Here is a 26,539-nt window from a genome sequence, read left to right on the forward strand (position 1 = left end):
GTCAATTGGTGCTCTACTAACTTCAAGCTAAAAATATGAATCTACATTTACTTTTAAACACTTTATCTAACCAAGGCGTAAAACTTTCTAGCAATGGAAATTCGCTAGAAATTGATGCGCCAAAAGGAGCAATTACTCCCGAATTGCGTAATTCATTGATTGAACATAAAGCAGAACTTATCCTGTTATTGCGCCAGAACAGCATGAGTGCTAGTTCTACTTCTTTACCAATAATTAAACCAGCACCAGACTTGCGCTATGAACCTTTCCCCTTGACTGATATGCAGCACGCATTTTGGGTAGGACGTAGTGGGGTATTAGACTTAGGAAATGTTGCCAATCATGGTTACTACGAGATTGAATGTCACGGCTTAGACTTGGAAAGATTAAACGAGGCGTTGCCAAAATTAATCGATCGCCACGATATGCTGAGGGCAATAGTATTGCCAGATGGTCAGCAACAAGTTCTCAAACAAGTTCCTATATATCAAATGGAGATTTTGGATCTGAGGGGACAGGAGAAAGAAGTTGTAATATCTGAAATTGAAGCAATTCGAGATCGCTTATCTCATCAAGTTTTACCGGCTGACAAATGGCCTTTGTTTGAGTTTAGAGCAACGCAGTTAAATGGGGATATAGTTCGGCTGCATATTAGCTACGATTTACAAGTGTTTGATGCTTGGAGCTTGTTTCGTTTATTTGATGAGTGGTTTCAACTGTATCAAGAACCTGATGCGATATTGCCACCGTTGGAAATAACATTTCGGGATTATGTTTTGGCAGAACAAGCTTTGGAAGATACGGAATTATATAGACGATCGCAGGAATATTGGTTGAGCCGTTTAGATAGCCTACCTCCTGCCCCCGACTTACCCCTCGCCAAAAATCCTAAAGAACTCAAAAAACATCAGAGCAAACGTTACGAAAGCCGACTCGAATCAGCCGACTGGAAACAATTAAAACAGCGAGTTTCTCAAGCTGGTTTAACCCCTTCCGGCATCCTATTAGCCGCTTTTGCCGAAATTATTACACTTTGGAGCAAGAATCCTCAATTTACGATTAATCTTGCCTTATTTAATCGCTTACCCCTGCATCCCCAAGTCAACGATTTGTTGGGAGATTTTACTTCCGTAACGCTGTTAGCGGTCGATAATTCGGTTGTCGAATCTTTCCGCGATCGCGCGATTCGCCTTCAGAAACAATTGTGGCAAGATTTAGAACACCGCTACTTTAGTGGAGTGCGCGTAACGCGGGAACTAGGCCGCAGGAAAGGTACAGCTCCCAGCGCTATACCTGTTGTTTTCACCAGCACCCTCGGTTTAGGTTCGCTCGGTCAAGAAACTTCGACCTTCAGTCATTTTGGAGAAATGGTCTACGGTATCAGCCAAGCATCTCAGGCTTGGATGGATGTCCAAGTTTGGGAGGAAAAGGACGAATTGACCTTTAACTGGGATGTGGTGGAGGAACTATTCCCTGAAGGTCTAATTGCAGATATGTTTGAGGCTTATTGCTGTTTTCTCAAGCAACTTGCTACTTCTGAATCAGCATGGATAGAAACGAATCGGCAACTTTTACCTCCGACGCAATTAGCGCAAAGAAATGCGATTAATTCTACAGATGCGCCGATTTCCGACGATCTACTGCATAGTTTATTTGCCGCGCAAGTTCGGGATAGAGGAAATGAAGTTGCGGTGATTTCATCTGAACGAACATTAACTTATCAGGAATTATTCGAGCGATCGAATCAGGTGGGTCATAAGCTTCGGTCATTGGGGGCAACTCCAAACAAACTGGTAGCTGTGGTGATGGAGAAAGGGTGGGAGCAAATTGTCGCAGTTGTAGGCATTTTAGCTTCTGGATCTGCCTACGTTCCCATCGATCCAGGTTTACCTCAAGAGCGAAGGGAATATCTATTAAAAAATAGCGAGGTTGATATTGTTTTAACCCAATCTTGGCTTAATGAGCAAATTTCTTGGCCAGAAGGGGTTGTGTCGCTGTGCCTAGATAACCAAGAGCTAACGGATGAGAGTAAAGAGCCGATCGAGCCAGTCCAGACACCCGATGATTTAGCTTACCTGATCTACACCTCCGGTTCTACAGGTGTTCCGAAAGGGGTGATGATTAACCATCGTGGTGCTGTCAACACCATTATTGATATCAATCGACGCTTCGGCGTTAACTCAACTGACTGCGTGTTGGCTCTGTCTTCCCTTAGTTTTGACTTGTCGGTTTACGATATTTTTGGCACCTTGGCTGCGGTCGGAACGATTGTTATTCCCAAAGCCTCGTGCGATCGGGAACCAGCCCACTGGACTCAATTGATAGTGCAGCACAACATTACCATCTGGAACTCAGTGCCTGCTTTAATGCAGATGATGGTGGACTATGCTGCGAATAACCCTCAAGTCCTGGTAAATTTGCGTTTAGTTTTGCTCAGTGGAGATTGGTTGCCGCTAACCTTGCCGACTCAAATTAAAGACTTGGTTAAAGGTGTTCAAGTCATCAGCTTGGGAGGTGCTACTGAGGCATCCATTTGGTCTATTCTTTATCCGATTAAAGCAGTCGATCGGGCTTGGAAGAGTATTCCCTATGGTTGTCCAATGGCATCCCAGCATTTCTATGTACTCAATGAGTCGCTAGAACCGTGTCCTGTGTGGGTTCCAGGGCAACTTTACATCGGAGGAATTGGCTTGGCTATGGGTTACTGGCGGGAGGAAGCTAAAACTGCGATTAGTTTTATTACTCATCCTCAGACGGGCGAAAGATTGTATCGGACAGGTGATTTGGGTCGTTATCTACCTGATGGAAATATTGAGTTTTTAGGACGGGAAGACTTTCAAGTAAAAATTGGTGGGTATCGCATTGAGTTAGGAGAAATTGAGACGATGCTCGTGCAGCATCCTGCTGTGCGTAAGGCAATAGTTTCGGTAGCGGGTAAACAGTTGAGTGACAAACGCATCGTGGCTTACGTGATTCCTCACGAAGCAATTTCCTCTGATGAACTACGGCGTTTCCTGCGCGATCGGCTGCCAGAGTATATGATGCCATCAGCTTTCATATTTCTGGAAGGTTTACCGCTGTCGGCGAATGGGAAAGTAGACCGCCGTGCGCTGCCTACGACCGACGTTGTGCTTCAAGAATTAGAAGTTGCTTATATAGCACCCCAAAACGATATTGAGCAAACTATTGCTACAGTTTGGCAGACTGTATTGAACTTAGAAAAAGTAGGAGTAAATAGTAACTTTTTTGAAATTGGTGGAAACTCATTATTAATCACACAAGTTTACAGCAAACTCAGAAATATTTTATCCAATGAGGAGGTAGAATGTATAAATTTAGTTGATTTATTTAAGTATCCAACAATTCGTTCTCTAGCTAAATACTTAATTCTAGATCGACAAGCCGTGTCGCCACCGCTAAAAATCAGTGAGTTAGGCAAGCAACTAGAAACAGGAAAAAGTCGCCTAAAACAAAGGTTGAAAAAATCAAAAAACAACGTTATAGTTTGAGTTGTGCAAAGAAATAGGATTAGCAATTGTAAGTATCAAAAGATATGCTAATCTAGAGCGAGCTAAGCAAAAATTACAAATTCTTCATGGAATAAATATGATGTCTGAATCGACTGGACTAGAAGTAGCATTAATAGGTATTTCAGGACGTTTTCCAGGAAGCAAAAATGTTGATATTTTTTGGCAAAACCTGATAAATGGATTAGAATTTATTTCAATTTTGCCGAATAACAAAGATGCAAATCAAGAATTAGAGATAGATCCAAACGGGACTAAAAAAGAATTAAAAGCAGCGGCTTTACTAGAAGATATTGAACTGTTCGATGCCTCCTTTTTTGGTTTTAATCCCAGAGAAGCCGAAATTATGGACCCGCAACATCGCCTTTTTTTAGAGTGTGCTTGGGAGGCACTTGAAGATGCTGGGTATGACTCTGAAAGAGAAGAAAGACCAATCGGAGTTTACGCGGGAGTCGGGAGAAGTACATACTTACTTTATAACCTCTTACCTAATAATCTGGATAAAACTCTCGGATATTTTCCCATCCTACTTGCATCTGATAAAGATTACGTACCCACCCGCGTCTCCTATAAATTAAATCTAAAAGGCCCCAGTTTGAGTGTCGGAACAGCCTGTTCTAGTTCATTAGTTGCAGTTCATTTAGCCTATCAAAGTTTATTAGGTGGCGATTGTGACATAGCTTTGGCTGCCGGTGTTTCAGTTAAAGCCCCCCAAAATGAAGCAACTCTTTGCCCAGAGGGTATTTCTCCTGATGGGCATTGTTTCGCCTTTGATGCTCGTGCAAATGGGACAATTGGTGGGAACGGTATTGGTGTTGTTGTTCTCAAGCGACTCGAAGATGCGATCGCCGATCGCGACTACATTTACGCCGTTATTAAAGGTTCCGCTATCAATAATGATGGTGCCGTCAAAGTTAGCTACACAGCACCCAGCGAAGAAGCTCAAGCAAAAGTCATTCGCGCTGCTCAAATCATGGCGGAAGTGGAGCCAGAAACCATCACCTATATAGAAACTCATGGCACTGGAACCACCTTGGGAGACCCGATTGAAATGGCAGGGTTAAAACAAGCATTTCCTAATAATAAAAAAACATCTTGTGCTATTGGCTCAGTCAAAACCAATATCGGGCATTTAGACGCAGCAGCCGGGATCGCAAGCTTAATTAAAACAGCTCTATCCCTCGATCGCAAATTGCTGCCACCCACGCTAAATTTCGAGACACCCAATCCTCAGATTGATTTTGAGAATAGCCCCTTTTACGTTAACACTACACTTTCTGAATGGAAAGCCAACGATACACCTCGTCGTGCTGGAGTCAGTTCCTTCGGTTTTGGCGGCACAAATGCTCACGTAATTTTGGAAGAAGCGCCACCTATTCAGGCTTCAACCACCTCCCGGCCTTGGCAATTACTAATGTTATCTGCCAAGACTAATTCAGCTTTAGAGACAGCAACAGTCAATTTGACTGAATATCTAAAGCAACATCCTGACCTTAACTTGCCTGATGTTGCTTACACCTTGCAAATTGGTCGTAGAGAATTTGATTATCGACGGACTGTTGTTTGCCAAAACATTGAAGACGCGATCGCTGCACTCCAAGACCCTAAACGAGTTCTCAGCAACATTGAAGAAACAAGTGCAAAACCAGTCGCTTTTATGTTCACCGGTATGGGAACTCATTATGTCAATATGGCCTGGGAACTTTACCAAAATGAGCCAACATTTCAAAAAATCGTCGATCACTGCTGCGAACTACTCAAACCTCTGCTCGGTCTTGATTTAAGAGATATTATCTATCCCAATCGGAACCAAACTGCAAACAGTTCCCAACAACCTAATTCGACCGCTCAATCGAGCTTTGATTTGCGTAAAATGCTGGGTCGTGGTCAGCAAGAAACCACCGATGAAACCAGTAAAAAACTAAATCAAACTTGTCTCACCCAACCCGCTGTTTTTGTCATTGAGTATGCCTTGGCTCAGTTATGGATTTCCTGGGGAATTCGTCCGGCGGCAATGATCGGCTACAGTATTGGTGAATATGTCGCGGCAACTTTAGCCGAGGTATTGTCTTTAGAAGATGCTCTGACTCTGGTTGCCAAAAGAGCACAAATGATTCAGAATTTGCCTAATGGCGGAATGCTAGCTGTCCCCCTTTCAGAAGCAGAAGTTCGTCCCTTCCTGAGTGAAAATTTGTCCTTATCAGCAATCAATGGATCGAAACTGTGTGTCATTGCTGGAACGATAGATGCGATCGATGAATTAGCATCTCAGCTAACAGCAAAAGGATTAGCCTGTCGGCCTTTACAGACATCCCATGCGTTTCATTCTTCCATGATGGAAGCGATCGCTTCTGACTTCACGGAATTAGTCAAAACCATCAATTTTCAGCCACTCAAAATTCCTTATATATCAAACGTCACCGGAACTTGGATTACCGCAGAACTTGCTACCGATCCTAATTATTGGACTCAGCATTTGTGTCAACCCGTATTATTTGCTGATGGGATGCAAGAGTTGTGGAAAAAATACAAACCAATTCTCTTAGAAGTAGGGCCGGGACAGACGTTGTGCAGCTTGGCACAACAGTGTTTAGAAAATGTGGCGATCGCGGATAAAGTCGCGTTACCCTCCCTACGCGATGCCTATAATCAACAACCCGATTTAGCATTTTTACTCAACACAATGGGAAAGTTGTGGCTATCAGGACTTCAAATTAATTGGTTTGGATTTTATGCCAATGAATCCCGCGATCGCATCCCCTTGCCGACTTATCCCTTTGAGCGTCAGCGTTACTGGATTGAACCTCCCAAAAATACCCAAAATCTCAATCTGAACCAAGCAGCCCTAGAACAAAAGCTTGACATTGCCGACTGGTTTTACACTCCTTCCTGGAAACAAGTTGCACCACCTGGATCTTTTGAACCAAGTAAATTAATAGCTCAAAAGCAATGCTGGCTGGTGTTTATCGATCCTTGCGGTGTAGGAGCGGAAATTGTAGAACGACTAGAAAGGGAGAATCAAGATGTAATAGTTGTGAGGATGGGAGATAAATTTAGCCATATCGGAGAGCGGGAATACACGATCGAACCTCAAAATAGAGATGACTATAACGCTCTAATAAAAGCCCTTGGTGATTTAAAGAAAATTCCCAAAACCATCGCTCATCTGTGGAACATAACATCGAACGATCGCATACACTCAACACTTGAAGATTTAGAACAGACTCAAGTTTTTAGCTTCTACAGTCTGCTTTTTCTGGCCCAGGCACTGGGAGAACAAAATCTTACTGAGTCTCTCCAAATCGTTGTCGTATCCAATAATCTACAGGAGTTAACTGACGAAGACGAGTTGTACCCAGAAAAGGCAACTCTTTTAGGCCCATGTAAAGTTATTCCCGAGGAATATTCAAATATCACCTGTCGCAGCATTGATATTACTGTTCCCCGATCGGGTACTAAGCAATGGCAACAACTGATAGATCGACTCCTAGCAGAATTAGCTGTCGAGCTATCTGAGCCGGTCATAGCGTATCGCGGGAATCGTCGATGGGTGCAGTGCTTTGAGCCGCTACCAGTGAAAGATAAAACCTTACGCACAGCTAAGTTACGGCAAGGAGGAGTTTATATTATCACAGGTGGATTGGGTGGAATTGGACTGGCGATCGCCGAACATTTGGCAAAGACAACTCAAGCCAAGTTGGTGCTAATTGGACGTTCGGGATTACCGCCGAAAGCTGAGTGGGAGCAATGTTTATTAAGCGGTGATGAGCAAAATCTACTGAGTACAAAAATCAAGAAAGTTCAGCTTCTAGAAGAATTGGGTGCAGAAGTTCTCGTTATCAAAGCAGATGTTGCCAACCTAGAACAAATGCAAGGGATGGTTAAGGCAGTATGCGATCGCTTCGGGGATATTCATGGAGTAATTCATGCAGCCGGAGTTCCAGGTGCAGGTCTTGTTCAACTGAAAACGACCGAATTGGCGAACAGTGTTCTTGAGCCTAAGATGAAGGGAACACTGGTATTAAATGCTGTATTGAAGGATATAAAGCTAGATTTTTTGGTTTTCTTTTCTTCAATCATTTCAGTTTACGGTAGATTTGGTCAGGTAGATTACTGCGCCGCTAATGCTTTTCTTGATGCCTTTGCTCATTACAATTTTTCGAGGCATCAAGTGCCTACTGTCTCAATTAATTGGGATTGGTGGCAATGGGATAGCTGGCAAGATGCACTGCTGTCATCTGAGCCAGAGATGCAAGCTAGCTTTAAGCAAATGCGAGAGCAATACGGCATAACGTTTCAAGAGGGTATAGAGGCGTTAGGTCACATTCTCTCTTGTCAACTCCCTCAAGTAGTGGTATCAACGCGAAATCTCCAGGCTGTAATTGAGCAGGACGAGGATTTTGAGTTAACCAGTTTAGTGGAAAAATCACAGAAGTCTCGCGCCGAATCAATTCACTCGCGACCTAACTTAAAAACTGCCTATGTTTCACCTAGCAATGATACTGAGTACAGAATAGCTGGCATTTATCAAGAGTTGCTGGGAATCGATCGCGCAGGCATAAATGACAGCTTTTTCGACTTAGGCGGTAACTCTTTGATCGGGATTCAGTTAATTTCTCGGCTTCGCCAAGACTTCCAGGTAGAACTATCTATTCCTTCCCTTTTTCAGTCACCATCTGTAGCTGAATTAGCTTTAGTTATTGAAGAAATAATCATCGGGGAATTAGAACAGTTAACAGAAAATAATGAAGCTCGCGATCTTGTAGCAATTAGTCCCAGCAGCAGTTAATACTATAAAAAATGGTAGATGCTAGATTGCACGGGCGAAAAAACAGAAAAGGTTTCTATACCTACAATCATTAGTCATTAGAAATTACAGAACATGAAAGCAGCTAAAGACAAAATCAAAAAATTCATTTCTCAGTTTTTCGGCGATCGTGACTTGCAGGATGATGAAGACATCTTTGCTTTGGGGTTCGTCGATTCCATGTTTACCATGCAATTGGTGTTGTTTATAGAAAAAGAGTTTGAAGTGACGATTGAAAACGAAGACCTAGAATTTTCCAACTTCAGGAGTATCAACTCTATGACGGCGTTACTAGAACGGAAAAATATCGTACTGGCGAGAGATTGAACAATAAATTTGATTTGAAAATATTGACATTTGAAGGGATTAAGTGATACGATGAAACTAGAATTAAACTCTCAGCAAAAAAACGAGCAATCCACTTTCAAAGCTTTCGTAGATGAAGAAGTATTTCCTCATGCCGATCGCATCGATCGCGAAGAAAGAACGCCGCCCGAAGTCATCCAAAAGTTACCTCAAAAAGGATATTTAGGAGCCCTATTACCCGAAGAATGGGGCGGTATTGGCATGGATGCGATCGCCTACGGTCTCCTAAACGAGGAAATCGGACGGGGATGTTCTTCGCTCAGGTGTTTGCTAACAGTTCATTCTATTGGGATTCTAAGGTTTATTCGATTAAAGAAGTTGCTAAGCTAATTAATATCGGTACGGATACGATCGCTTTCGTTGACGACAAAATTTTTGAACTAGAAGAAGTAAATTTTTCCCTTCCTGAAGTCCTTTATATTAATGATAAGTATGAAAATTATGGGAAAATCGGCTTAGCTCTCCTCGAATACTCCGACAGCTTTTGGACTATAAAACTATTCCTGATGTCTTGTCGCGTCATGTTTAGAGGTGTCGGGACAGTTATGCTAAATTATCTGCTCGAACTCGCTAAAGACAATAACGTTCGATTGCGTGCAGAATTCCTTTCAAACAATCGAAATCGGATGATGTACATCTCTTATAAATTTTCCGGCTTCCCAGAAATCGATAATAACGGCGCTCTGGTAATTCTCGAAAACGATCTACAAACAATTCAACCTTACCCCAAGTATATGAACATCGAAATCATCAATTAGAAAAATCAACATTCATCTGCATTTATCTGCAATCATCGGCGATCAAAAAAGTCTACCAGGAGATTCTCAAAAAATGGACATAAACAAAGAACAAATACTAGCAAGACGCCATCAACTTTCCGCCAGCAAACAAGCACTTCTTTCCCAACGCTTGCGGGGTAAAATTCAGTCTGATTCCCCCATGAACCTGATTCCCAGACGATCGAGTACCGACCCTGCACCGCTATCCTTTCCTCAACAAAGGCTGTGGTTACTTCAACAAATCGATCGCACCAATCCTTCTTACAACGAACACGCAGCAATACAACTCAAAGGTTTGCTTAATGTACCAGCACTAGAGCGCAGCCTCAACGAGATCGTGCAACGCCATGAATCCCTGCGAACTACTTTCAAAATGATGGAAGGACAACCAGTCCAAATCATTTCTCCATCGTTAACTCTAAAGTTACCAACAGTCAATTTATCCGACGACTTGCCTTTATCAGAACAAAAAAACCAAATCCAGCGAATTGTGATCGAACAAAGCCAATCCCTCTTTGACCTAGCTCAAGGGCCATTATTGCGTTGGACGCTGTTACAAATTAGCCAACAAGATTACGTACTGCTAGTCACCATGCACCACATTATTTGTGATGGCTGGTCTTATGGTGTAATGATGCGCGAATTGGCTGCACTTTACGAAGCATTTTCCAACAGCAAATCATCCCCTCTTAGCGAACTACCAATCCAGTATGCCGACTTTGCTTTATGGCAGCAACAGTCCCTAAAAGGAGAGGGGCTGGAAACACAAATTGCTTATTGGAAGCAGCAGTTAGGTAACACTCCTCCCGTACTACAATTACCCGCAGATTATCTTCGATCGGCCGTACAAACCTACCGAGGTACGAGGAAAACCTTCTCTCTGACGGCGGAATTAACTAAAGCACTCAAGGCGCTAAGTCAGAACGAAGATGCGACTTTTTTCATGACATTGTTAGCCGCTTTCAAAATTTTGTTGTATCGCTACACGGGAATTGAAGATGTCGCGATCGGTTCCCCCGTTGCTAATCGCAACATGAGCGAAATAGAACAATTAATTGGTTGTTTTGTCAATACTTTAGTGCTGCGAACTGACTTATCTGGCAATCCTACTTTTCGGGAATTGTTAAGTCGAGTACGTCAAGTGTGCATAGGAGCATATGCTCATTGCGATGTGCCATTTGAAAAGTTGGTAGAGACACTGCAACCGCAACGCTCTTTGAGTTACACTCCACTATTTCAGGTGATGTTCACACTTCAAAATACTCCAATGTCAGCGTTAGAGTTATCGGGGTTGACAGTGAGCAGTCTGGAGAGCAATAGCGGTACTGCGAAATTCGATTTGAGTTTGTATATCGAAGAAAGAGGAGAGGAATCGATCGGAACTATAGAATATAATACCGACATATTCGAGGCAGCTACGATCGCCAGAACGATCGAGCATTTCCAGCAGTTACTGGCAGGAATTGTCGCCAATCCCGATCGGCGAGTGAATGAATTACCGCTATTAACATCATCTGAAAAACAGCAGTTGTTAGATTGGAATTGTACTCAAACAGATTACCCCAAAGATGCTTGTATTCACCAGCTATTTGAAGCGCAAGTTGAAAAAACGCCAGATGCTGTGGCGATCGTATTTGAAGATAGACAGCTAACGTATCAAGAATTAGATCGACAAGCCGATCGATTGGCGGATTATCTGAGAGAATTAGGAGTGCGATCGGAAGTTTTGGTAGGGATTTGTGTAGAGCGATCAATCGAAATGGTAGTCGGACTTTTAGGCATTCTCAAGGCTGGTGGAGCTTACGTACCGTTAGATCCAGCATATCCCAAAGAGCGTCTGGCTTTCATATTATCTGATGCTCAAGTGTCAGTATTATTAACTCGCGAAACTTTAATTAAAAAACTACCAGCTTTGAGTGCAAACGTAACTCCAGTAGTTGTTTATTTCGATCGCGAATGGGACACGATCTCTAATCCAAAATCCTGTCTTGGACAGGTCAGCATCGTGACGGGAACCGCCAAGATGCCGACTTTCCGCAAAATCCAAAATCCAAAATTGTCCGATCGCCTCGCCTACGTCCTCTACACTTCAGGTTCTACCGGGACACCCAAAGGCGTACTCGGTCGCCATCGCAGCGCGGTCAATCGCTTGAATTGGAATCCTTATCCTTTTGAAAAGGGAGAGATTTGCTGTCAGAAAACATCATTAAATTTTATAGATTCAGTTTGGGAAATTTTTGCCCCATTGCTGCACGGACTGCGAACTGTCATCATTGCCGATGAAATAGTAAAAGACCCTTATCGGTTAGTTCAAACTTTATCTCAGCAACAGGTTACGCGCCTTGTTTTAGTGCCATCATTGTTGCGCGTCTTATTAGAAACTTTTCCAGATTTACAAAGCAGAATTCCCAAACTCAAGTATTGGGTTAGCAGTGGAGAAACTTTATCCGTGGAACTATGTCAGCGCTTCCAAGAAAGGATGCCTCAAAGTATTTTAATTAACCTTTATGGTTCCTCCGAAGTATCCGCAGATGTGACTTGGTACGACACGAGCAAAAACCAATCTCTTTCTTCAATTCCGATCGGTCGTCCCATTTCCAATATGCAAGTATACGTGCTGGACGCGCACCTGCAACCCGTTCCGATCGGCGTTCCGGGCGAACTATGTATTGGCGGCGATGGTTTAGCGCGAGGCTATCTCAATCGCCCAGAACTAACAGCAGAAAAGTTTATTCCCAATTCGTTTAGCAGTGAAGATGGCGCTTATCTTTATCGAAGTGGCGACATCGGTCGTTATCGATTCAATGGGGAAATCGAGTATTTGGGACGTAGCGATCGCCAAATCAAACTTCGCGGTTTTCGCATTGAATTAGGGGAGGTTGAAAATGTACTAAACCAACATCCAGCCGTCAAGCAAGCTGTGGTTTTTCTCAGAGAAGATGAAGTAGATAACAAACGCTTAGTTGCTTATATTGTCTCAGATAATATAAGCCTAGAACTACACAGTTTTGTAGCAGAAAAGTTACCGGATTACATGGTTCCATCAGTTGTCGTACAGTTGGAGGCATTACCTTTAACACCTAACGGTAAAGTAGACTATCTCGCCCTACCAGTACCGGAAAATCGCCGGGATTTGAAACGGGATTACGCGATGCCTAAAACTAAAGCAGAGCGACTGATTGCTGAGGTTTGGCAAGAGATATTGCAATTGGAAAAAGTGGGGATTAATGATAATTTTTTTGAAATTGGCGGGCATTCTTTACTTTTGGTCAAAGTTCAAGCAAAATTGCTTGAGGTGTTCGATCGAGATATTTCTGCGATTGACTTATTTAAGTATCCTACTATAAAGATGTTGGCGGAATATTTGAGTCGAAAACAGGATGGGGAGCAACCGATGTTTAGAGAAGTTAATAGCTATGTCAGAAAGCAGGAAGAAGCGGTTGCCCGACAAAAAGAACTGTTTAAACAAGCTAGGAAGCGGTAATATCAATGAACTTTTTTACCACAGATAAAAACATATGAACACAGATGTAGATCGAGTTTTAGGAGAGATAAAAATGGATAACTGGGAAGAACAAAGTGTGCTGGAACCAATTGCCATTATTGGGATGGCTGGTCGTTTTCCTGGGGCTAAAAATGTGGATGAGTTTTGGCTAAACTTGTGTGATGAAGTGGAGTCTATTTCCTCGTTTAGTGATGAAGAATTGAGGGCTGCAGCCGTAGAAGAGAGTTGGTTGAATGACTCGAATTATGTGAAAGCTGGGTTCGTGTTGGATGATATCGAAATGTTTGATGCTTCGTTTTTTGGGATGCTGGCAAAAGAAGCTGAACTTACAGATCCGCAACATCGTCTTTTTTTAGAGTGTGCTTGGGAAGCTTTAGAAAATGCGGGGTATGACCCGGAACAATACGAAGGTTTGGCTGGTGTTTATGCAGGTGCTAACCTGAGTACATACCTGCTGAATAATATTCTTTCAAATCGCGATTTATTGCAATCGTTGGGTTATTTGCCGCTGGGAATTGGCAATAATCAAGACTTTTTAGCTACTCGAATTTCTTATAAATTGAATTTGAAAGGGCCGAGTATTAATGTTAATACGGCCTGTTCTACATCATTAGTGGCAGTTCATTCGGCTTGTCGGGGATTGTTGAGTTACGAATGCGATTTAGCTCTAGCTGGTGGTGTTTCAATTCAAGTTCCTCAAAAACAAGGTTATTTTTATCAAGAAAGTGGGATATTTTCTACCGATGCTCGCACTCGCGCTTTTGATGCCAAAGCAGGAGGAACTACTTTTGGCAATGGGGTGGGTATTGTTGTACTTAAGAGATTAGAAGATGCTTTGGCGGATGGCGATCGCATTTATGCGGTTATTAAAGGTTCAGCTATTAATAATGATGGTTCGGAGAAAGTTAGTTATACAGCACCTAGTGTTTCGGGTCAAGCTAAGGTAATTGCTCAGGCGCAAGCGATCGCGCGTTTCGCTCCTGAAACTATCACCTATATCGAAACTCACGGAACTGGTACTTCTTTGGGAGATCCGATCGAAATTAGAGCGCTGCAAGAAGTGTTTGAATCGCAAACTAAGAAGAAGGGTTTCTGTGCGATCGGCTCTGTAAAAACTAATGTCAGTCATTTGAATACAGCCGCCGGAATAACGGGTTTAATTAAAACAGTTTTGGCGCTCAAACATCAGAAAATACCAGCCAGTTTGCACTTTGAAAAACCCAATCCAGAAATTGATTTTGCCAATAGTCCGTTTTATGTCAATACCACCCTCCGTGAATGGAAAACAGGCGGAATGCCTCGTCGTGCGGGAGTCAGTTCTTTCGGCATTGGCGGTACTAATGCTCATGTCGTTTTGGAAGAAGTTCCAAATTTAGAGCGAGAGAGAAAGGCAGCAGGCGAGAAAGGGAGAAAGTATCAATTGTTGATGCTTTCTGCTAAAATAAGTTCGGCTTTGGAAACAGCAACGGCAAATTTAGCGGCACATTTAAAACAGCATCCAGACCTCAATTTAGCTGATGTAGCTTACACTCTGCAAGTTGGTCGTAAAGTGTTCGATTATCGCCGAATGTTAGTATGTGAAAATATTGACGGTGCTGTACAAGCGCTGACTCTGAAAACTGAGAAAAAAGGCAATAAAAAAATATTAATTACCGATATTTTCCACTCCTACCACGAGGAGTCTGGTAATCGTCCTGTCGTGTTTATGTTTTCCGGTCAAGGGGTGCAGTACGCGAACATGGCGCGGGAACTTTACCAGACTGAATCTATTTTTACTCGTGCTATTGATGATTGTTGCGAACTCCTAACACCGCATTTGGGAATAGACTTGCGTACCGTTTTGTATCCAAGTGAAGTAGGGGAAGAAGATGCCGCAAAACAACTGAAACAAACTTATATTACTCAGCCAGTATTATTTATAATTGAGTACGCTTTAGCTCAGTTGTGGATGTCGTGGGGCGTGCTTCCTGAAGCTGCGATCGGTCATAGTATTGGCGAGTACGTTGCAGCAACTCTTGCTGGTGTGTTTTCCCTGGAAAATGCGTTGATATTAGTTGCTACTCGCGGGAAATTGATGCAGCAACTTCCTCTTGGTGCAATGCTGGCTGTACCTCTATCGGAAAAGGAAATTGAACGGAGTGAAGAACTTTCTCTGGCTGTAATTAATGCACCATCTTTGTGTGTAGTTTCTGGTTCTATAAAAGCTGTTGACGAGCTGCAAAATCGTTTGATAGAACTAGGTTTAGATTGTCGTCGATTGCATACTTCTCATGCTTTTCATTCTGATATGATGGAACCCATTATCGAGCCGTTCATCGCAGAAGTTAGAAAAGTCAACCTAAAGGCTCCTCAAATTCCTTTTATATCCAATGTAACTGGTACTTGGATTACTGAAATGGAAGCAACTGATCCGAATTATTGGGGGAAACATCTACGCCAAACGGTGCGTTTTGCTGACGGGATTGCTGAGTTGCTAAAAGAACCAAAGCGAATCCTGTTGGAAGTTGGCCCTGGACGCACTTTGAGTACCTTTGCTAGAGATTGTTTAGAGGAAAATACTCAAACAATTGTACTTTCTTCGCTGCGTCATCCAAAAGAGCAGCAGTCGGATATAGCATTCTTGCTGAACGCATTGGGAAGACTTTGGCTAGCTGGCGTGTCGGTCAATTGGTCGGAATTTTATCGCCACGAGCGACGCGAGCGCATTCCTTTACCCACTTATCCTTTTGAGCGAAAAAGATATTGGATTGAACCTCCTAATCCCGAAGTTCATGACAAGAAATTCACACAATTAGAGAATACAATCGAGGAGGAAAATGTAGCCGATCGCGAAATTGAAGAAATAATGGCTCAACAAGTTGAGATCATGTCTCAACAACTGGATCTGCTGAGAATGTATGGCTAGCATTCATGCTTCATGGTTCATCTGACTAATGACTAATAATTAAGGAAATTCCAATGTCTGACTCCCAACTCAACCAAAAACTAAATTCATCAATATATCCCTCGCAGACTGACAAAACCCTGTCAGTATTAAAAGAAATTGTCGGTAAAACAATGGGAGTAAGCTCGTCTGAAATTGACGATCGGACTAATTTTCTCGAACTCGGTTTTGAGTCCGTGCAATTACTCCAAATAAATGGCGCAATAAAAAAAGCATTTGGTCTCAATATTTCTTTAAAATTATTAATTGAAAATAGCTCCACGATTAACGAATTAGCCGTCTACATATCTCAGCAAATGCCGTCGATCGAGCCAACATTAACGCCCGATCGATCCGAAACAAATAACTCAAAACCAAAGAAAAAAGCATCGCTATTGCCAGAAAAGCATCTCGATCGACAAACCGACAATACAGCTATCAAACGTTTGATGGCGCAGCAACTTGAGGTAATGTCCAAACAACTGGACTTTCTGCGCGAAAACATTTCACCAAAGCAGAAACAACATACACGCATACCTACCGAAACTATCGAACAGGAACGCCAGAGAGAAATTCCCATCCAAAATCCAAAATCCAAAATCCAAAAATCCCCCAGTTCCGCCAATTTAACTCCACGCCAACAAGAACATTTAGACGCATTAATTGCACGGGTGATCGAACGCACTCAAGCATCGAAAAAGTTGACGCAAAACGATCGCGTTCATCATGCTAATTCCCGATCGATATTGGGGTTTCGTCCCTCAATCAAAGAAATGGTATATCCTATCTATCCCCAAAGAAGTTCGGGTGCGAGAATTTGGGATATTGATGGGAATGAATATATAGATATGTCAATGGGATTTGGCGCACTTTTATTCGGTCATTCTCCATCTTTTCTTATTAATGCAATTCAAGATTATGTTCACCAAGGAATACAACTTGGCCCACAATCAGCAATGGCCGGTAAAGCTGCTCAGTTAGTTTGCGAATTAACAGGTCAAGAAAGGGCTTGTTTTTGTAATGACGGCAGCGAAGCGGTAATGGGAGCAATTCGCATCGCTCGCGCCATTACAGGGCGCGAAAAGATTGCTTTTTTTGGAGGTTCCTATCACGGAACTTTGGATGAAGTTTTAGTCGCCGGAGTACCGAGTGAAGAAGGAAATTTGCGTTCGATCGCGATCGCTCCTGGTATTCCGCAACATAAAGTCGAACAAGTAATAGTTCTAGAGTACGGAAATTCCAAATCTCTAGATATTATCAGAGCTCACGCCAGTGAATTAGCTGCTGTTTTGGTAGAGCCAATCCAAAGCGCCAAACCGGATTTGCAACCTAAAGAATTCTTGCATGAATTGAGACAATTAACTCAAGAAACGGGAATTGTTTTAATTTTCGATGAAGTGATTACCGGATTTCGGATGCACCCAGGCGGGATGCAAGCGTTGTGGAATATTCGAGCCGATATCACAACTTACGGTAAAGCAATTGGTGGTGGGATGCCAGTCGGAGTAATCGCTGGTAAGGCTGCTTTTATGGACGCATTAGATGGTGGATTTTGGAGTTATGGAGATGCGTCTTATCCTGAAGTCGAAATTACTCACTTTGCAGGTACTTTTTTCAAGCATCCTCTCGTGATGGCTGCTACTTTGGCTGCACTCACCCACCTTAAAAATAGCGGCCAGAAACTGCAAGAAGAGTTAACGGTTAAAACTACCAAATTAGCTAATACGCTCAATACTTACTTCAATCAAAAACAGTTACCGATTCAGGTAGTTCATTTTGGTTCTCTATTCCGCTTTGCTTATTCTCCCACCCTCAATTGGATGGATTTGTTTTTCTATCACCTGCTAGAAAAGGGTATCTTTGCTTTAGAAAATCGCAGACTTTTCTTATCTACCGCTCATACTGATGCAGATATCGATCGGATGATTCAAGCAGTCAAGGAAAGTATCAGCGAAATGCAAGAAGGTGGATTTTTACCACCGGAGGTTTTCTGTAGGGGCAGTGCCCCCGTGCCTGCCCCTGCCCCCGTGCCTGCCCCTGCCCCCGTGCCTGCCCCTGCCCCCGCGCCTGCCCCAAACCCTTACGGGGCAACCACAGGGGGATTGCCCCTACAAGAGAATGAAACAGCCCAGGCCAGGGAAGGCGGGCTCCAAACTCTCCCCCTAACAGAAGCGCAAAAAGAACTTTGGGTAATGGCACAAATGGGAGAAAATGTCTCCCGCGCTTATAACCAATCAACGACAATTCATCTGCGTGGTTCCTTCAATTTGGCAGCAGCGCGTAAAGCAATTCAAGAAGTAGTCGATCGCCACGAAGCATTGCGAGCAACCTTTAGTCCGTCAGGAGATTATCAACAAATTAATTCGACTCTGACTGTCAATATTCCGGTAGTGGATTTCTCGACTTTAGATAACAGCGATCGCGCCACACATTTAGCAGAATTTTTAGCAACAGAAGCAAGACAAACTTTCAATCTTGAAACTGACCATTTAGTCCGCACCCATATTGTCAAATTAGAAGAACAACATCATCTTTTAGTTCTTACAGTTCATCACATTATTGCTGATGGTTGGTCCTTGGGAGTTTTGCAACAAGAACTAGCTGCAATTTATACAGCCGAATGTGAAGCGATCGCGCATCAACTCCCACAACCAATGCAGTTAAGCGAATACGTTCAGTGGGAAGCAAGCCAGCAGGAAAGTCCAGAAATGACAAAAGCTGAGGCTTATTGGTTGCAGCAATTTTCCAGTTCAGTTCCGGTATTAGAATTGCCAACCGATCGCCCTCGACCATCAGTCAATCGCTACGTCGGTACTCGACAAACTTTCACACTGGATAAAACTTTTTATGGCGCTTTGAAACACGAAAGTATCAAGTTTAAAAGTACCTTATTTACAACAGTTTTGGCTGGATTTTTAGCGTTACTTCACCGATTGACAGGCCAGGACGATATCGTTATTGGTATCCCTTCAGCCGGACAATTATCTGTTGAAGGTCAATATCTTGTCGGTCACTATGTGAATTTATTGCCAATCCGCAGTCAAGTTGTAGAAAACCAGACATTCATGGAATATTTAAGTTCAATAAAACAGGTGTTATCCGATGCTTATGACCATCAAATTTATCCGTTTATTAGGTTGGTTAAAAAACTAAATCTGCCAAGAGATACAAGTCGTCCACCTTTAGTGACAATAATGTTTAATTTGGACAGACCTCTGGCTACTTCAGAGTCTTTTAGCCGAAAATTCGAGTTTGTCAGAAATCCTACCAATTCTTCCATCTCGGATATTTTTCTGGATATTCACCAACAAAATGACGAACTTATAGTCGATTGTGAATACAACACCGACTTATTTGACTCGCAAACTATTGAACGGTGGATCGAACATTGGCAAACTTTGTTAGAAAGCATTGTTGCTAATCCAGAACAGCGAGTTTGGGATTTACCTTTACTGAAGTCAGACGAACTAAAACAGTTGTTGGTGGAATGGAATGATACCGAAACTGACTATCCTCAACACTGCATTCACGAACTTTTTGAAGCGCAAATGGAACGCACGCCTGATGCTGTGGCGGTGATGTTTGAAAACCAAAGTTTGACTTATCGAGAACTGAATGCTAAAGCTAATCAGTTAGCGCATCACCTGCAAAAGTTGGGGATAAATTCGGAAGTAATGGTGGGAATTTGTTTGTATCGATCGCTCGATTCAATCGTCGGAATTTTGGGTGTTCTCAAAGCAGGTGGCGCCTACCTACCCCTCGATCCGAATTATCCCCAAGAACGACTGGCTTTCATGTTGTCGGATAGTCAATTGTCGGTGGCGATCGCTCATTCGTCATTAGCTAAAAAGTTTGCCGAAATGACTGTCATCTGCTTGGATACCGACTGGGAAATTATCCAGCAAGAAAGCCGAGAGAATCCTATCAGTAGTTCTGTAATTGATAATGTGGCTTATGTCATTTATACCTCTGGTTCTACGGGGAAACCTAAAGGAGTCTTGGGTCTACATAAAGGCGCGATCAATCGTTTTCATTGGATGTGGCAAACTTATCCTTTTAAAGGAGAAGAAGTTTGCTGTCAGAAAACATCGTTAAACTTTGTAGATTCTGTTTGGGAGATTTTTGGGCCGTTACTGCAAGGAATACGGACGATTATTGTAAGCGATCGCATTCTCAAAGACCCTCACCAGTTCGTAGAAACTCTCGCTAACAATAAAGTGACGCGACTTGTCTTGGTTCCTTCTTTACTGCGGTTACTTTTAGATACGTTTGATGACTTGCAGAAACGGCTACCGAACTTGAATTTTTGGGTGACAAGTGGAGAAGCACTTTCGGTAGAATTATTGCAAAAGTTTCGGCAAATTTTACCTGAGAGTACGCTGTTAAATCTTTACGGTTCCTCGGAAGTTTCTGCTGATGTCACTTGCTACAGTAGCAGTCCGCAAGATCGAGCTAATTCGCACGTTTCTATCGGCCGTGCGATCGCTAACACCCAAATCTACGTCCTCGATCGAAATTTACAACCTGTTCCAATTGGCGTACCTGGTGAATTATATGTCGGTGGCGCAGGATTGGCGCGAGGTTATCTCAATCGTCCCAAATTAACATCTGAGAAATTCATTCCTAATCCATTAGCGATCGTTCGCGATAAACCATCGACAAAACTATACAAAACTGGCGATCTGGTTCGCTATTTACCAGATGGCAATTTGGAATTTCTCGGACGAATCGATAACCAAGTCAAAATTCGCGGTTTCCGGATCGAATTAGGAGAAATTGAAGCGGTACTAGCTCAACATCCATCTGTGCGACAGGTAATAGTTTTGGTGAGGGAAAATGAACCAGATAATCAGCAATTGGTGGCTTATATCATATCCGATCCAGAACAGGCGATCGCAATCAGCGAACTTCATCGCCTGCTGCAAGAAAAGCTGCCTAACTATATGATACCATCTGCTTTCGTGATGTTAGAAAATCTGCCCTTACTACCCAATGGTAAAGTAGACCGTCGAGCGCTACCAGCACCAGAACAAGCGCGTCCTAAATTGGAAGCAGCCTATCAATCGCCCCGAACGGAAATAGAACAAAGCATTGCTGCTATTTGGCAAGAATTCCTTCATTTGGAGGAAGTAGGTATTCACGATAACTTCTTCGATTTGGGTGGTGATTCATTGCTTTTAGTTCGCGTTCACAGCCAAATGCAAAAAATATTTCAGCGAGAGTTTTCTTTGGTTGGAATGTTTCAATATCCAACCATCGGCTACTTAGCTGAATATTTAATTCAGGAGGAAAACAAACAGCGCTCGTCTGCAAATAATTCTCAACCATCTATAACCCCAACAGATTCCATCAACCGCCGCCGACAAGTCAGACAAGAACATCGAGCAGCAAGACAAAGCAGAGATCCGTCTTAGCAGCTAATTGTAGATGGTAGATTCCACAATATCTTTCAACCCAAATAAAGTAGGAACAAGTGATGTTAAACCAACAAAAAATGCTGAAACTCAAAACCTCCTTTGACACCGAAAACACGAGCCAATACAGTATCAAACAAAAAACGATTGAACTATTTGCTCCATCCACGCTTACTGCCTCTCTAGAAGAAACAACCGAGATGCAAATTGACGCTGTAACTCGCGATTTCTTAGCCAACATCAACACCAATAGCGATATTGATTTTCAAGCGTTAACACAAAACTTTTGCGATCCTCGAATTCCCCTTGAACCAGCTAATTTTGAAAGCTACCTGGAATATTTATCCAGCAACGTAATTAGCCATTCAATCCACACATCATCGCCGCGATTTATCGGTCACATGACTGCCGCACTTCCCTATTTCGTGCAGCCTCTAGCTAAACTGATGACGGCGATGAATCAAAACGCCGTAAAAATAGAAACTGCTAAAGCTTTCAGTCCTTATGAACGTCAAGCTTTGGCGATGATTCATCAACGAATTTACAACTTTAGCGATTCTTTTTACGCCCAGCATATTCAAAACAGCGAGAGTACATTAGGAATTTTGCTTTCTGGAGGTACTACAGCGAATATCACCGCACTTTGGTGCGCCAGAAATACTTCTTTAGGGCCAAAAGATGACTTTCCCGGTATAGAAAAGGAAGGTTTAACAGCCGCCTTAGATTATTATGGCTACAAAGGTGCGGTAGTAATCGGTTCGGACTTAATGCACTACTCGTTTGAAAAAGCCACCGACTTGTTAGGTATCGGTACCCGAGGTTTGATTAAAATTAAGAGCGATCGCAACAATCGGATTGACATCGAAGCGCTTCGTCAAGCCGTTGCAGATTGTCGCAACAAAAACAAACATATTATCGCGATCGTAGGCATTGCTGGCACTACAGACTCAGGTGGAATCGATTCTCTTTCCGATATGGCGAAGATTGCAAAAGAAGCGAAAGTTCACTTCCACGTCGATGCTGCTTGGGGTGGACCCGTGATTTTTTCGCAACAGCATCGACATAAACTTATTGGGATCGAACGGGCTGATTCGGTGACGATTGATGGACATAAACAAATGTACTTGCCAATGGGTATTGGGATGGTCTTTTTGCGCGATCCGATCGTGGCACAAGCGATCGAAAAAAATGCCAGTTATACCATGCGTAAAGGTTCATTCGATTTAGGTAAACGCGCTTTGGAAGGTTCTCGACCGGCAATGGCATTATTCCTTCATGCTGGGCTCAACTTAATTGGAGTAAAAGGATATGAATTTTTGATTGATGAAGGAATTCGTAAAACTCAATATATGGCCGATCGCATCCGCAGTCTAGCTGAATTTGAGTTGTTAGCAAAACCGGATATTAACCTTTTAATTTACCGTTATATACCGGAGTCATTGCGAGAGAGTGCGGCTAAAAATCAGTTAAATGAAAGTGAAAATAAGCTAATCAATCGATTTAACGAACGACTTCAAAAAGCCCAGCGCCAAGCAGGTCGTACTTTTATTTCGCGGACAACTAAAACCACGATCTGTTCTGGAAAAGAAATTCCAATTATCGCATTGCGGGCGGTGATTGCTAATCCACTTACCACTGAAGATGATATCGATGCAGTTTTAAACGACCAGATCGAGATTGCTTTAGAGATTTCGATGTCTAATTCTCTAGAAACTACAGAAAATGTAGCATAACTCGCAGCACGCCTTGGAAGTAGAATCTCCCGCACCTCGTTTCCAGGTTCTACCTAGAAACGAGAATAAAGTTAACAATAAATGGTTGAGTATTTCCATGAATAATCTAAGTGAATTAAATCGTTTTAATGGCAAAGATGAAATCGCGATCGTCGGGATGGCGGGTCGTTTCCCTGGTGCAAAAGATGTCGAATTTTTTTGGCAAAACCTGCGTGACGGCGTGGAATCAATTTCTTTTTTCACAGATGAAGAACTCATATCTACAGGTACAGACCCAGCCGTATTCAATGACCCCAAATATGTCAAAGCAGGCACCGTACTGGAAGATATAGAACTATTTGACGCGGCATTTTTCGGCTTTACACCTAGAGAAGCTGAAATAGCAGATCCCCAACAACGTTTGTTCCTAGAATGTGCTTGGGAAGCGCTAGAAAATGCTGGCTACAATTCAGACACTTACTCCGGTCAAATCGGTTTATTTGCGGGTGTAACTATAAGTAGTTACTTATTTTTCAATCTATATCCCAATCGAAATTTAATAGAATCAGTCGATTTATTCCAAGTATTGATAGGAAATGATAAAGACCACATAACCACGCAAACTTCTTACAAATTAAACCTCAAAGGGCCGAGCATTAACATTCAAACCACCTGTTCTACCTCATTAGTTGCAGTTCACTTAGCTTGCCAAAGTTTGTTGAATGGCGAAAGCGATATCGCGTTGGCTGGTGGTGTTTCAATTCAACTCCCACAAAAAACAGGTTATCGCTATCAAGAAGGAGGAATTAATTCTCCTGACGGACATTGCCGAGCCTTCGATGCAAATGCTGGAGGAACTATTTTTGGTAGCGGTTTGGGCATTGTAGTATTGAAACGATTAGAAGATGCTGTAGCCGACGGGGATTGTATTCACGCCGTCATTAAAGGTTCCGCAATTAATAATGACGGTTCTTTAAAAGTTGGTTACACAGCCCCCAGTGTAGAAGGTCAAAGGGAGGTGATTTTAGAAGCACTTGCTTTAGCTGGAGTGGAGTCGGAAACTATTAGTTATATTGAGGCGCATGGAACGGGAACTTCTTTGGGAGATCCGATCGAAATTGCAGCTCTCACCCAAGCTTTTCGTACCAGAACTGATCGGAATAGTTTTTGTGCGATCGGTTCGGTTAAAACTAATGTCGGGCATTTGAATACCGCTGCCGGTATAACAGGTTTAATCAAAAGTATCCAAGCACTTAAACACAAACAAATACCTGCCAGTTTGCATTTCCAAAAACCCAATCCTCAGATAGATTTTGCCAACAGTCCCTTTTACGTTAATACTACGCTGTCGGAATGGAAAACTAACGGCAATCCGCGTCGTGCTGGAGTCAGTTCTTTCGGAATTGGTGGAACAAATGCTCATATAATTTTAGAAGAAACTCCTGCCCTTGAAGCTTCTAGTTCCTCACGTCCTTGGCATTTATTGCTACTATCAGCAAAAACCAATACAGCATTAGAGACTGCAACTGCGAATTTAGCCAAACATTTACAACAGCATCCCGACTTAAATATTGCTGATGTTGCCTACACATTGCAAGTCGGTCGTCGGATTTTTGAGCATCGCCGAATGGTAGTTTGTCACGATATTGAAGATGCCCTAAATGCGCTAACTAATGTAGATACGCAACGAGTTTTCACGCACTACCAAAAGCCCTATCACCGTCCGGTCGTATTCATGTTTTCTGGACAAGGTGCACAATATGTAAATATGGGGCGAGAACTCTACGAATTTGAGCCGACATTTAGAGAACAAATAGATATCTGTTCGGAAATTCTCAAACCTCATTTAGGTGTCGAACTGCGTTCAATTCTCTATCCCAGCGAAGCACAAACCGCAGAAGCTTCTCAGCAATTACAACAAACTGCAATTACCCAACCCGCTATGTTTGTTGTTGAATACGCGATCGCCAAGTTGTGGATAGAATGGGGAGTGCATCCCGTAGCGCTAATTGGACACAGTATTGGCGAATATGTAGCTGCTACTTTAGCAGGTGTTTTCTCCCTAGAAGATGCCTTATTTCTAGTAGCAAGCAGAGGTCAATTGATGCAAAAATTACCCTCGGGAAGTATGCTCGCCGTGCCACTTCCAGAACAAGAAGTTCAGCCATTATTGGGCAAAGAACTTTCTTTAGCAGCAATTAACGCCCCATCCTCGTGCGTCGCTTCAGGCTCGACAGAAGCGATCGAAACATTGCAAAATCAGTTAAATTCTAAAGCTATAGACTGTCGCCGCTTACATACATCTCATGCCTTCCATTCTGAGATGATGCAACCGATTTTTGAACAGTTTGCACTTGCTATTAAAAAAGTGAAGCTAAATCCGCCCCAAATTCCCTTTATTTCCAACGTCACTGGCACCTGGATTACAGAAAATGAAGCTACAAATCCCAGCTATTGGAGGAAACATCTGCGCCAAACAGTGAGATTTTCTGCCGGAATTTCCGAGTTGTTGAAACAGCCGGAAGCAATATTTTTAGAAGTTGGGCCAGGACGGACGTTAAGCTCGTTAACTAAGCGGCATTTAGAACCCGATGCCAAACATCTGGTGCTAACTTCCTTACGCCACCCTCAAGAAAAACAATCCGATGTTGCCCTATTATTAAACGCATTAGGTCGGCTTTGGATGGCAGGTGTAAAGATAGATTGGTCTGGTTTTTCCACCCACGAATCGCGTCATCGTCTCCCCCTACCGACCTATCCTTTTGAGCGCCAACGTTACTGGATCGATGCCAAATCGCCATCCTTATCTGCGAGTAACAACTCAACAATATCCGACAAAAAAGATCGATGGTTAGTGTTTGTTGATGAATCTGGTGCAGGTTCCCAATTACTTAATAAATTGGAACAAAAAAGTCAAAATGTAATTACGTTAAAGTTAGGAGAACAATTTGCTAAACTCAGCGAAGGAATTTATACCATTAATCCCCAAAACCAAGACGATCTTGATGCTTTACTTGCAGAACTAATACCGGATACAAAACCATCTCAACAAACAGACTCCTCCCCACACTATTTAAGACCCAGCCTCGGTAATTCGTATGTTCCTCCTACTAACGACTTAGAACAACAAATTGCCGAAATGTGGCAAGAAGTTCTCGGTATTAAACAAGTCGGTATTCACGATAATTTCTTCGAGTTAGGAGGAGATTCACTCATTGCCACCCAATTAGTTTCGCGATTGCGATCGCACTTCCCAGTCGAATTACCACTGCGCGACCTTTTGCTTCAAGCATCCACTGTCGCCAAACAAGCCGAAACGATCGACCAACTTCTCCTCGAAAAAATTGCCGAATTATCAGACGAAGAAGTTGAAGCTTTATTGGCGAATCAATAAAAGTCTATACAGCAAGTATAGGAGAATCATCACAACCTCTTGCCAAAGTCAATAATCCCTCTAAACATCTGCGTTCATCTGCGTTCATCTATCCTTCATCTGCGGTAAAATT

The 26,539-nt window shown here is 42.7% G+C and carries 10 protein-coding genes; all 10 read left to right on the plus strand.

The genetic code is table 11. From position 1 onward, the window contains the following. Positions 1-35 precede the first annotated feature (35 nt). The 10 genes from JGK20_RS00520 to JGK20_RS00565 all read left to right on the plus strand — a co-directional run bounded on the left by JGK20_RS00520 (position 36) and on the right by JGK20_RS00565 (position 26,427). The gene (locus tag JGK20_RS00520; protein WP_293228813.1) at positions 36-3,509 is read left to right on the plus strand and encodes an amino acid adenylation domain-containing protein; all 3,474 of its coding nucleotides are present in this window, start codon (positions 36-38) and stop codon (positions 3,507-3,509) included. A gap of 97 nt (positions 3,510-3,606) precedes the next feature. Beyond that, positions 3,607-8,316: a type I polyketide synthase gene (locus tag JGK20_RS00525; RefSeq protein ID WP_293228816.1), complete on the plus strand. Its 4,710-nt coding sequence runs from the start codon at positions 3,607-3,609 to the stop codon at positions 8,314-8,316. 93 nt (positions 8,317-8,409) lie between these two features. After that, entirely contained in the window at positions 8,410-8,661 is a 252-nt protein-coding gene (locus JGK20_RS00530) for a phosphopantetheine-binding protein (protein ID WP_293228819.1), read from the plus strand. A gap of 51 nt (positions 8,662-8,712) precedes the next feature. Further along, a complete protein-coding gene (locus tag JGK20_RS00535; RefSeq protein ID WP_293228822.1) occupies positions 8,713-9,030 on the plus strand; it encodes an acyl-CoA dehydrogenase family protein in 318 nt (105 codons plus the stop codon). Beyond that, a complete protein-coding gene (locus JGK20_RS00540; protein WP_293228825.1) occupies positions 8,949-9,458 on the plus strand; it encodes a hypothetical protein in 510 nt (169 codons plus the stop codon). Before JGK20_RS00535 ends, JGK20_RS00540 begins: the two co-directional genes overlap by 82 nt. Positions 9,459-9,531: 73 nt before the next feature. Next, positions 9,532-12,963, plus strand: coding sequence for an amino acid adenylation domain-containing protein (locus JGK20_RS00545; protein WP_293228828.1), 3,432 nt, complete (start codon positions 9,532-9,534; stop codon positions 12,961-12,963). A gap of 34 nt (positions 12,964-12,997) precedes the next feature. Continuing rightward, positions 12,998-15,889 (plus strand): type I polyketide synthase, encoded by a 2,892-nt coding sequence (locus JGK20_RS00550; RefSeq protein WP_366038342.1) that lies wholly within the window; start codon positions 12,998-13,000, stop codon positions 15,887-15,889. Between the two features lie 53 nt (positions 15,890-15,942). Then, positions 15,943-21,321 (plus strand): non-ribosomal peptide synthetase, encoded by a 5,379-nt coding sequence (locus JGK20_RS00555; protein WP_293228831.1) that lies wholly within the window; start codon positions 15,943-15,945, stop codon positions 21,319-21,321. Positions 21,322-21,383: 62 nt separating this feature from the next. Continuing rightward, positions 21,384-23,054 (plus strand): pyridoxal-dependent aspartate 1-decarboxylase PanP, encoded by a 1,671-nt coding sequence (gene panP / locus JGK20_RS00560; protein WP_293228834.1) that lies wholly within the window; start codon positions 21,384-21,386, stop codon positions 23,052-23,054. Between the two features lie 97 nt (positions 23,055-23,151). Further along, positions 23,152-26,427: a type I polyketide synthase gene (locus tag JGK20_RS00565; protein ID WP_293228837.1), complete on the plus strand. Its 3,276-nt coding sequence runs from the start codon at positions 23,152-23,154 to the stop codon at positions 26,425-26,427. Positions 26,428-26,539 lie beyond the last annotated feature (112 nt).

The sequence above is a fragment of the Microcoleus sp. PH2017_05_CCC_O_A genome (assembly GCF_020738785.1).
Taxonomy (GTDB): Bacteria; Cyanobacteriota; Cyanobacteriia; order Cyanobacteriales; family Microcoleaceae; genus Microcoleus.

What these genes read in the sequence shown, in the direction of transcription:
- JGK20_RS00550 (WP_366038342.1), top strand. Translation starts at nt 12,998, where the DNA reads ATGAACACAGATGTAGATCGAGTTTTAGGAGAGATAAAAATGGATAAC.
- JGK20_RS00525 (WP_293228816.1), top strand. Translation starts at nt 3,607, where the DNA reads ATGATGTCTGAATCGACTGGACTAGAAGTAGCATTAATAGGTATTTCA.
- JGK20_RS00520 (WP_293228813.1), top strand. Translation starts at nt 36, where the DNA reads ATGAATCTACATTTACTTTTAAACACTTTATCTAACCAAGGCGTAAAA.
- JGK20_RS00555 (WP_293228831.1), top strand. Translation starts at nt 15,943, where the DNA reads ATGTCTGACTCCCAACTCAACCAAAAACTAAATTCATCAATATATCCC.
- JGK20_RS00535 (WP_293228822.1), top strand. Translation starts at nt 8,713, where the DNA reads ATGAAACTAGAATTAAACTCTCAGCAAAAAAACGAGCAATCCACTTTC.
- JGK20_RS00540 (WP_293228825.1), top strand. Translation starts at nt 8,949, where the DNA reads ATGTTCTTCGCTCAGGTGTTTGCTAACAGTTCATTCTATTGGGATTCT.
- JGK20_RS00530 (WP_293228819.1), top strand. Translation starts at nt 8,410, where the DNA reads ATGAAAGCAGCTAAAGACAAAATCAAAAAATTCATTTCTCAGTTTTTC.
- JGK20_RS00545 (WP_293228828.1), top strand. Translation starts at nt 9,532, where the DNA reads ATGGACATAAACAAAGAACAAATACTAGCAAGACGCCATCAACTTTCC.
- panP (WP_293228834.1), top strand. Translation starts at nt 21,384, where the DNA reads ATGTTAAACCAACAAAAAATGCTGAAACTCAAAACCTCCTTTGACACC.
- JGK20_RS00565 (WP_293228837.1), top strand. Translation starts at nt 23,152, where the DNA reads ATGAATAATCTAAGTGAATTAAATCGTTTTAATGGCAAAGATGAAATC.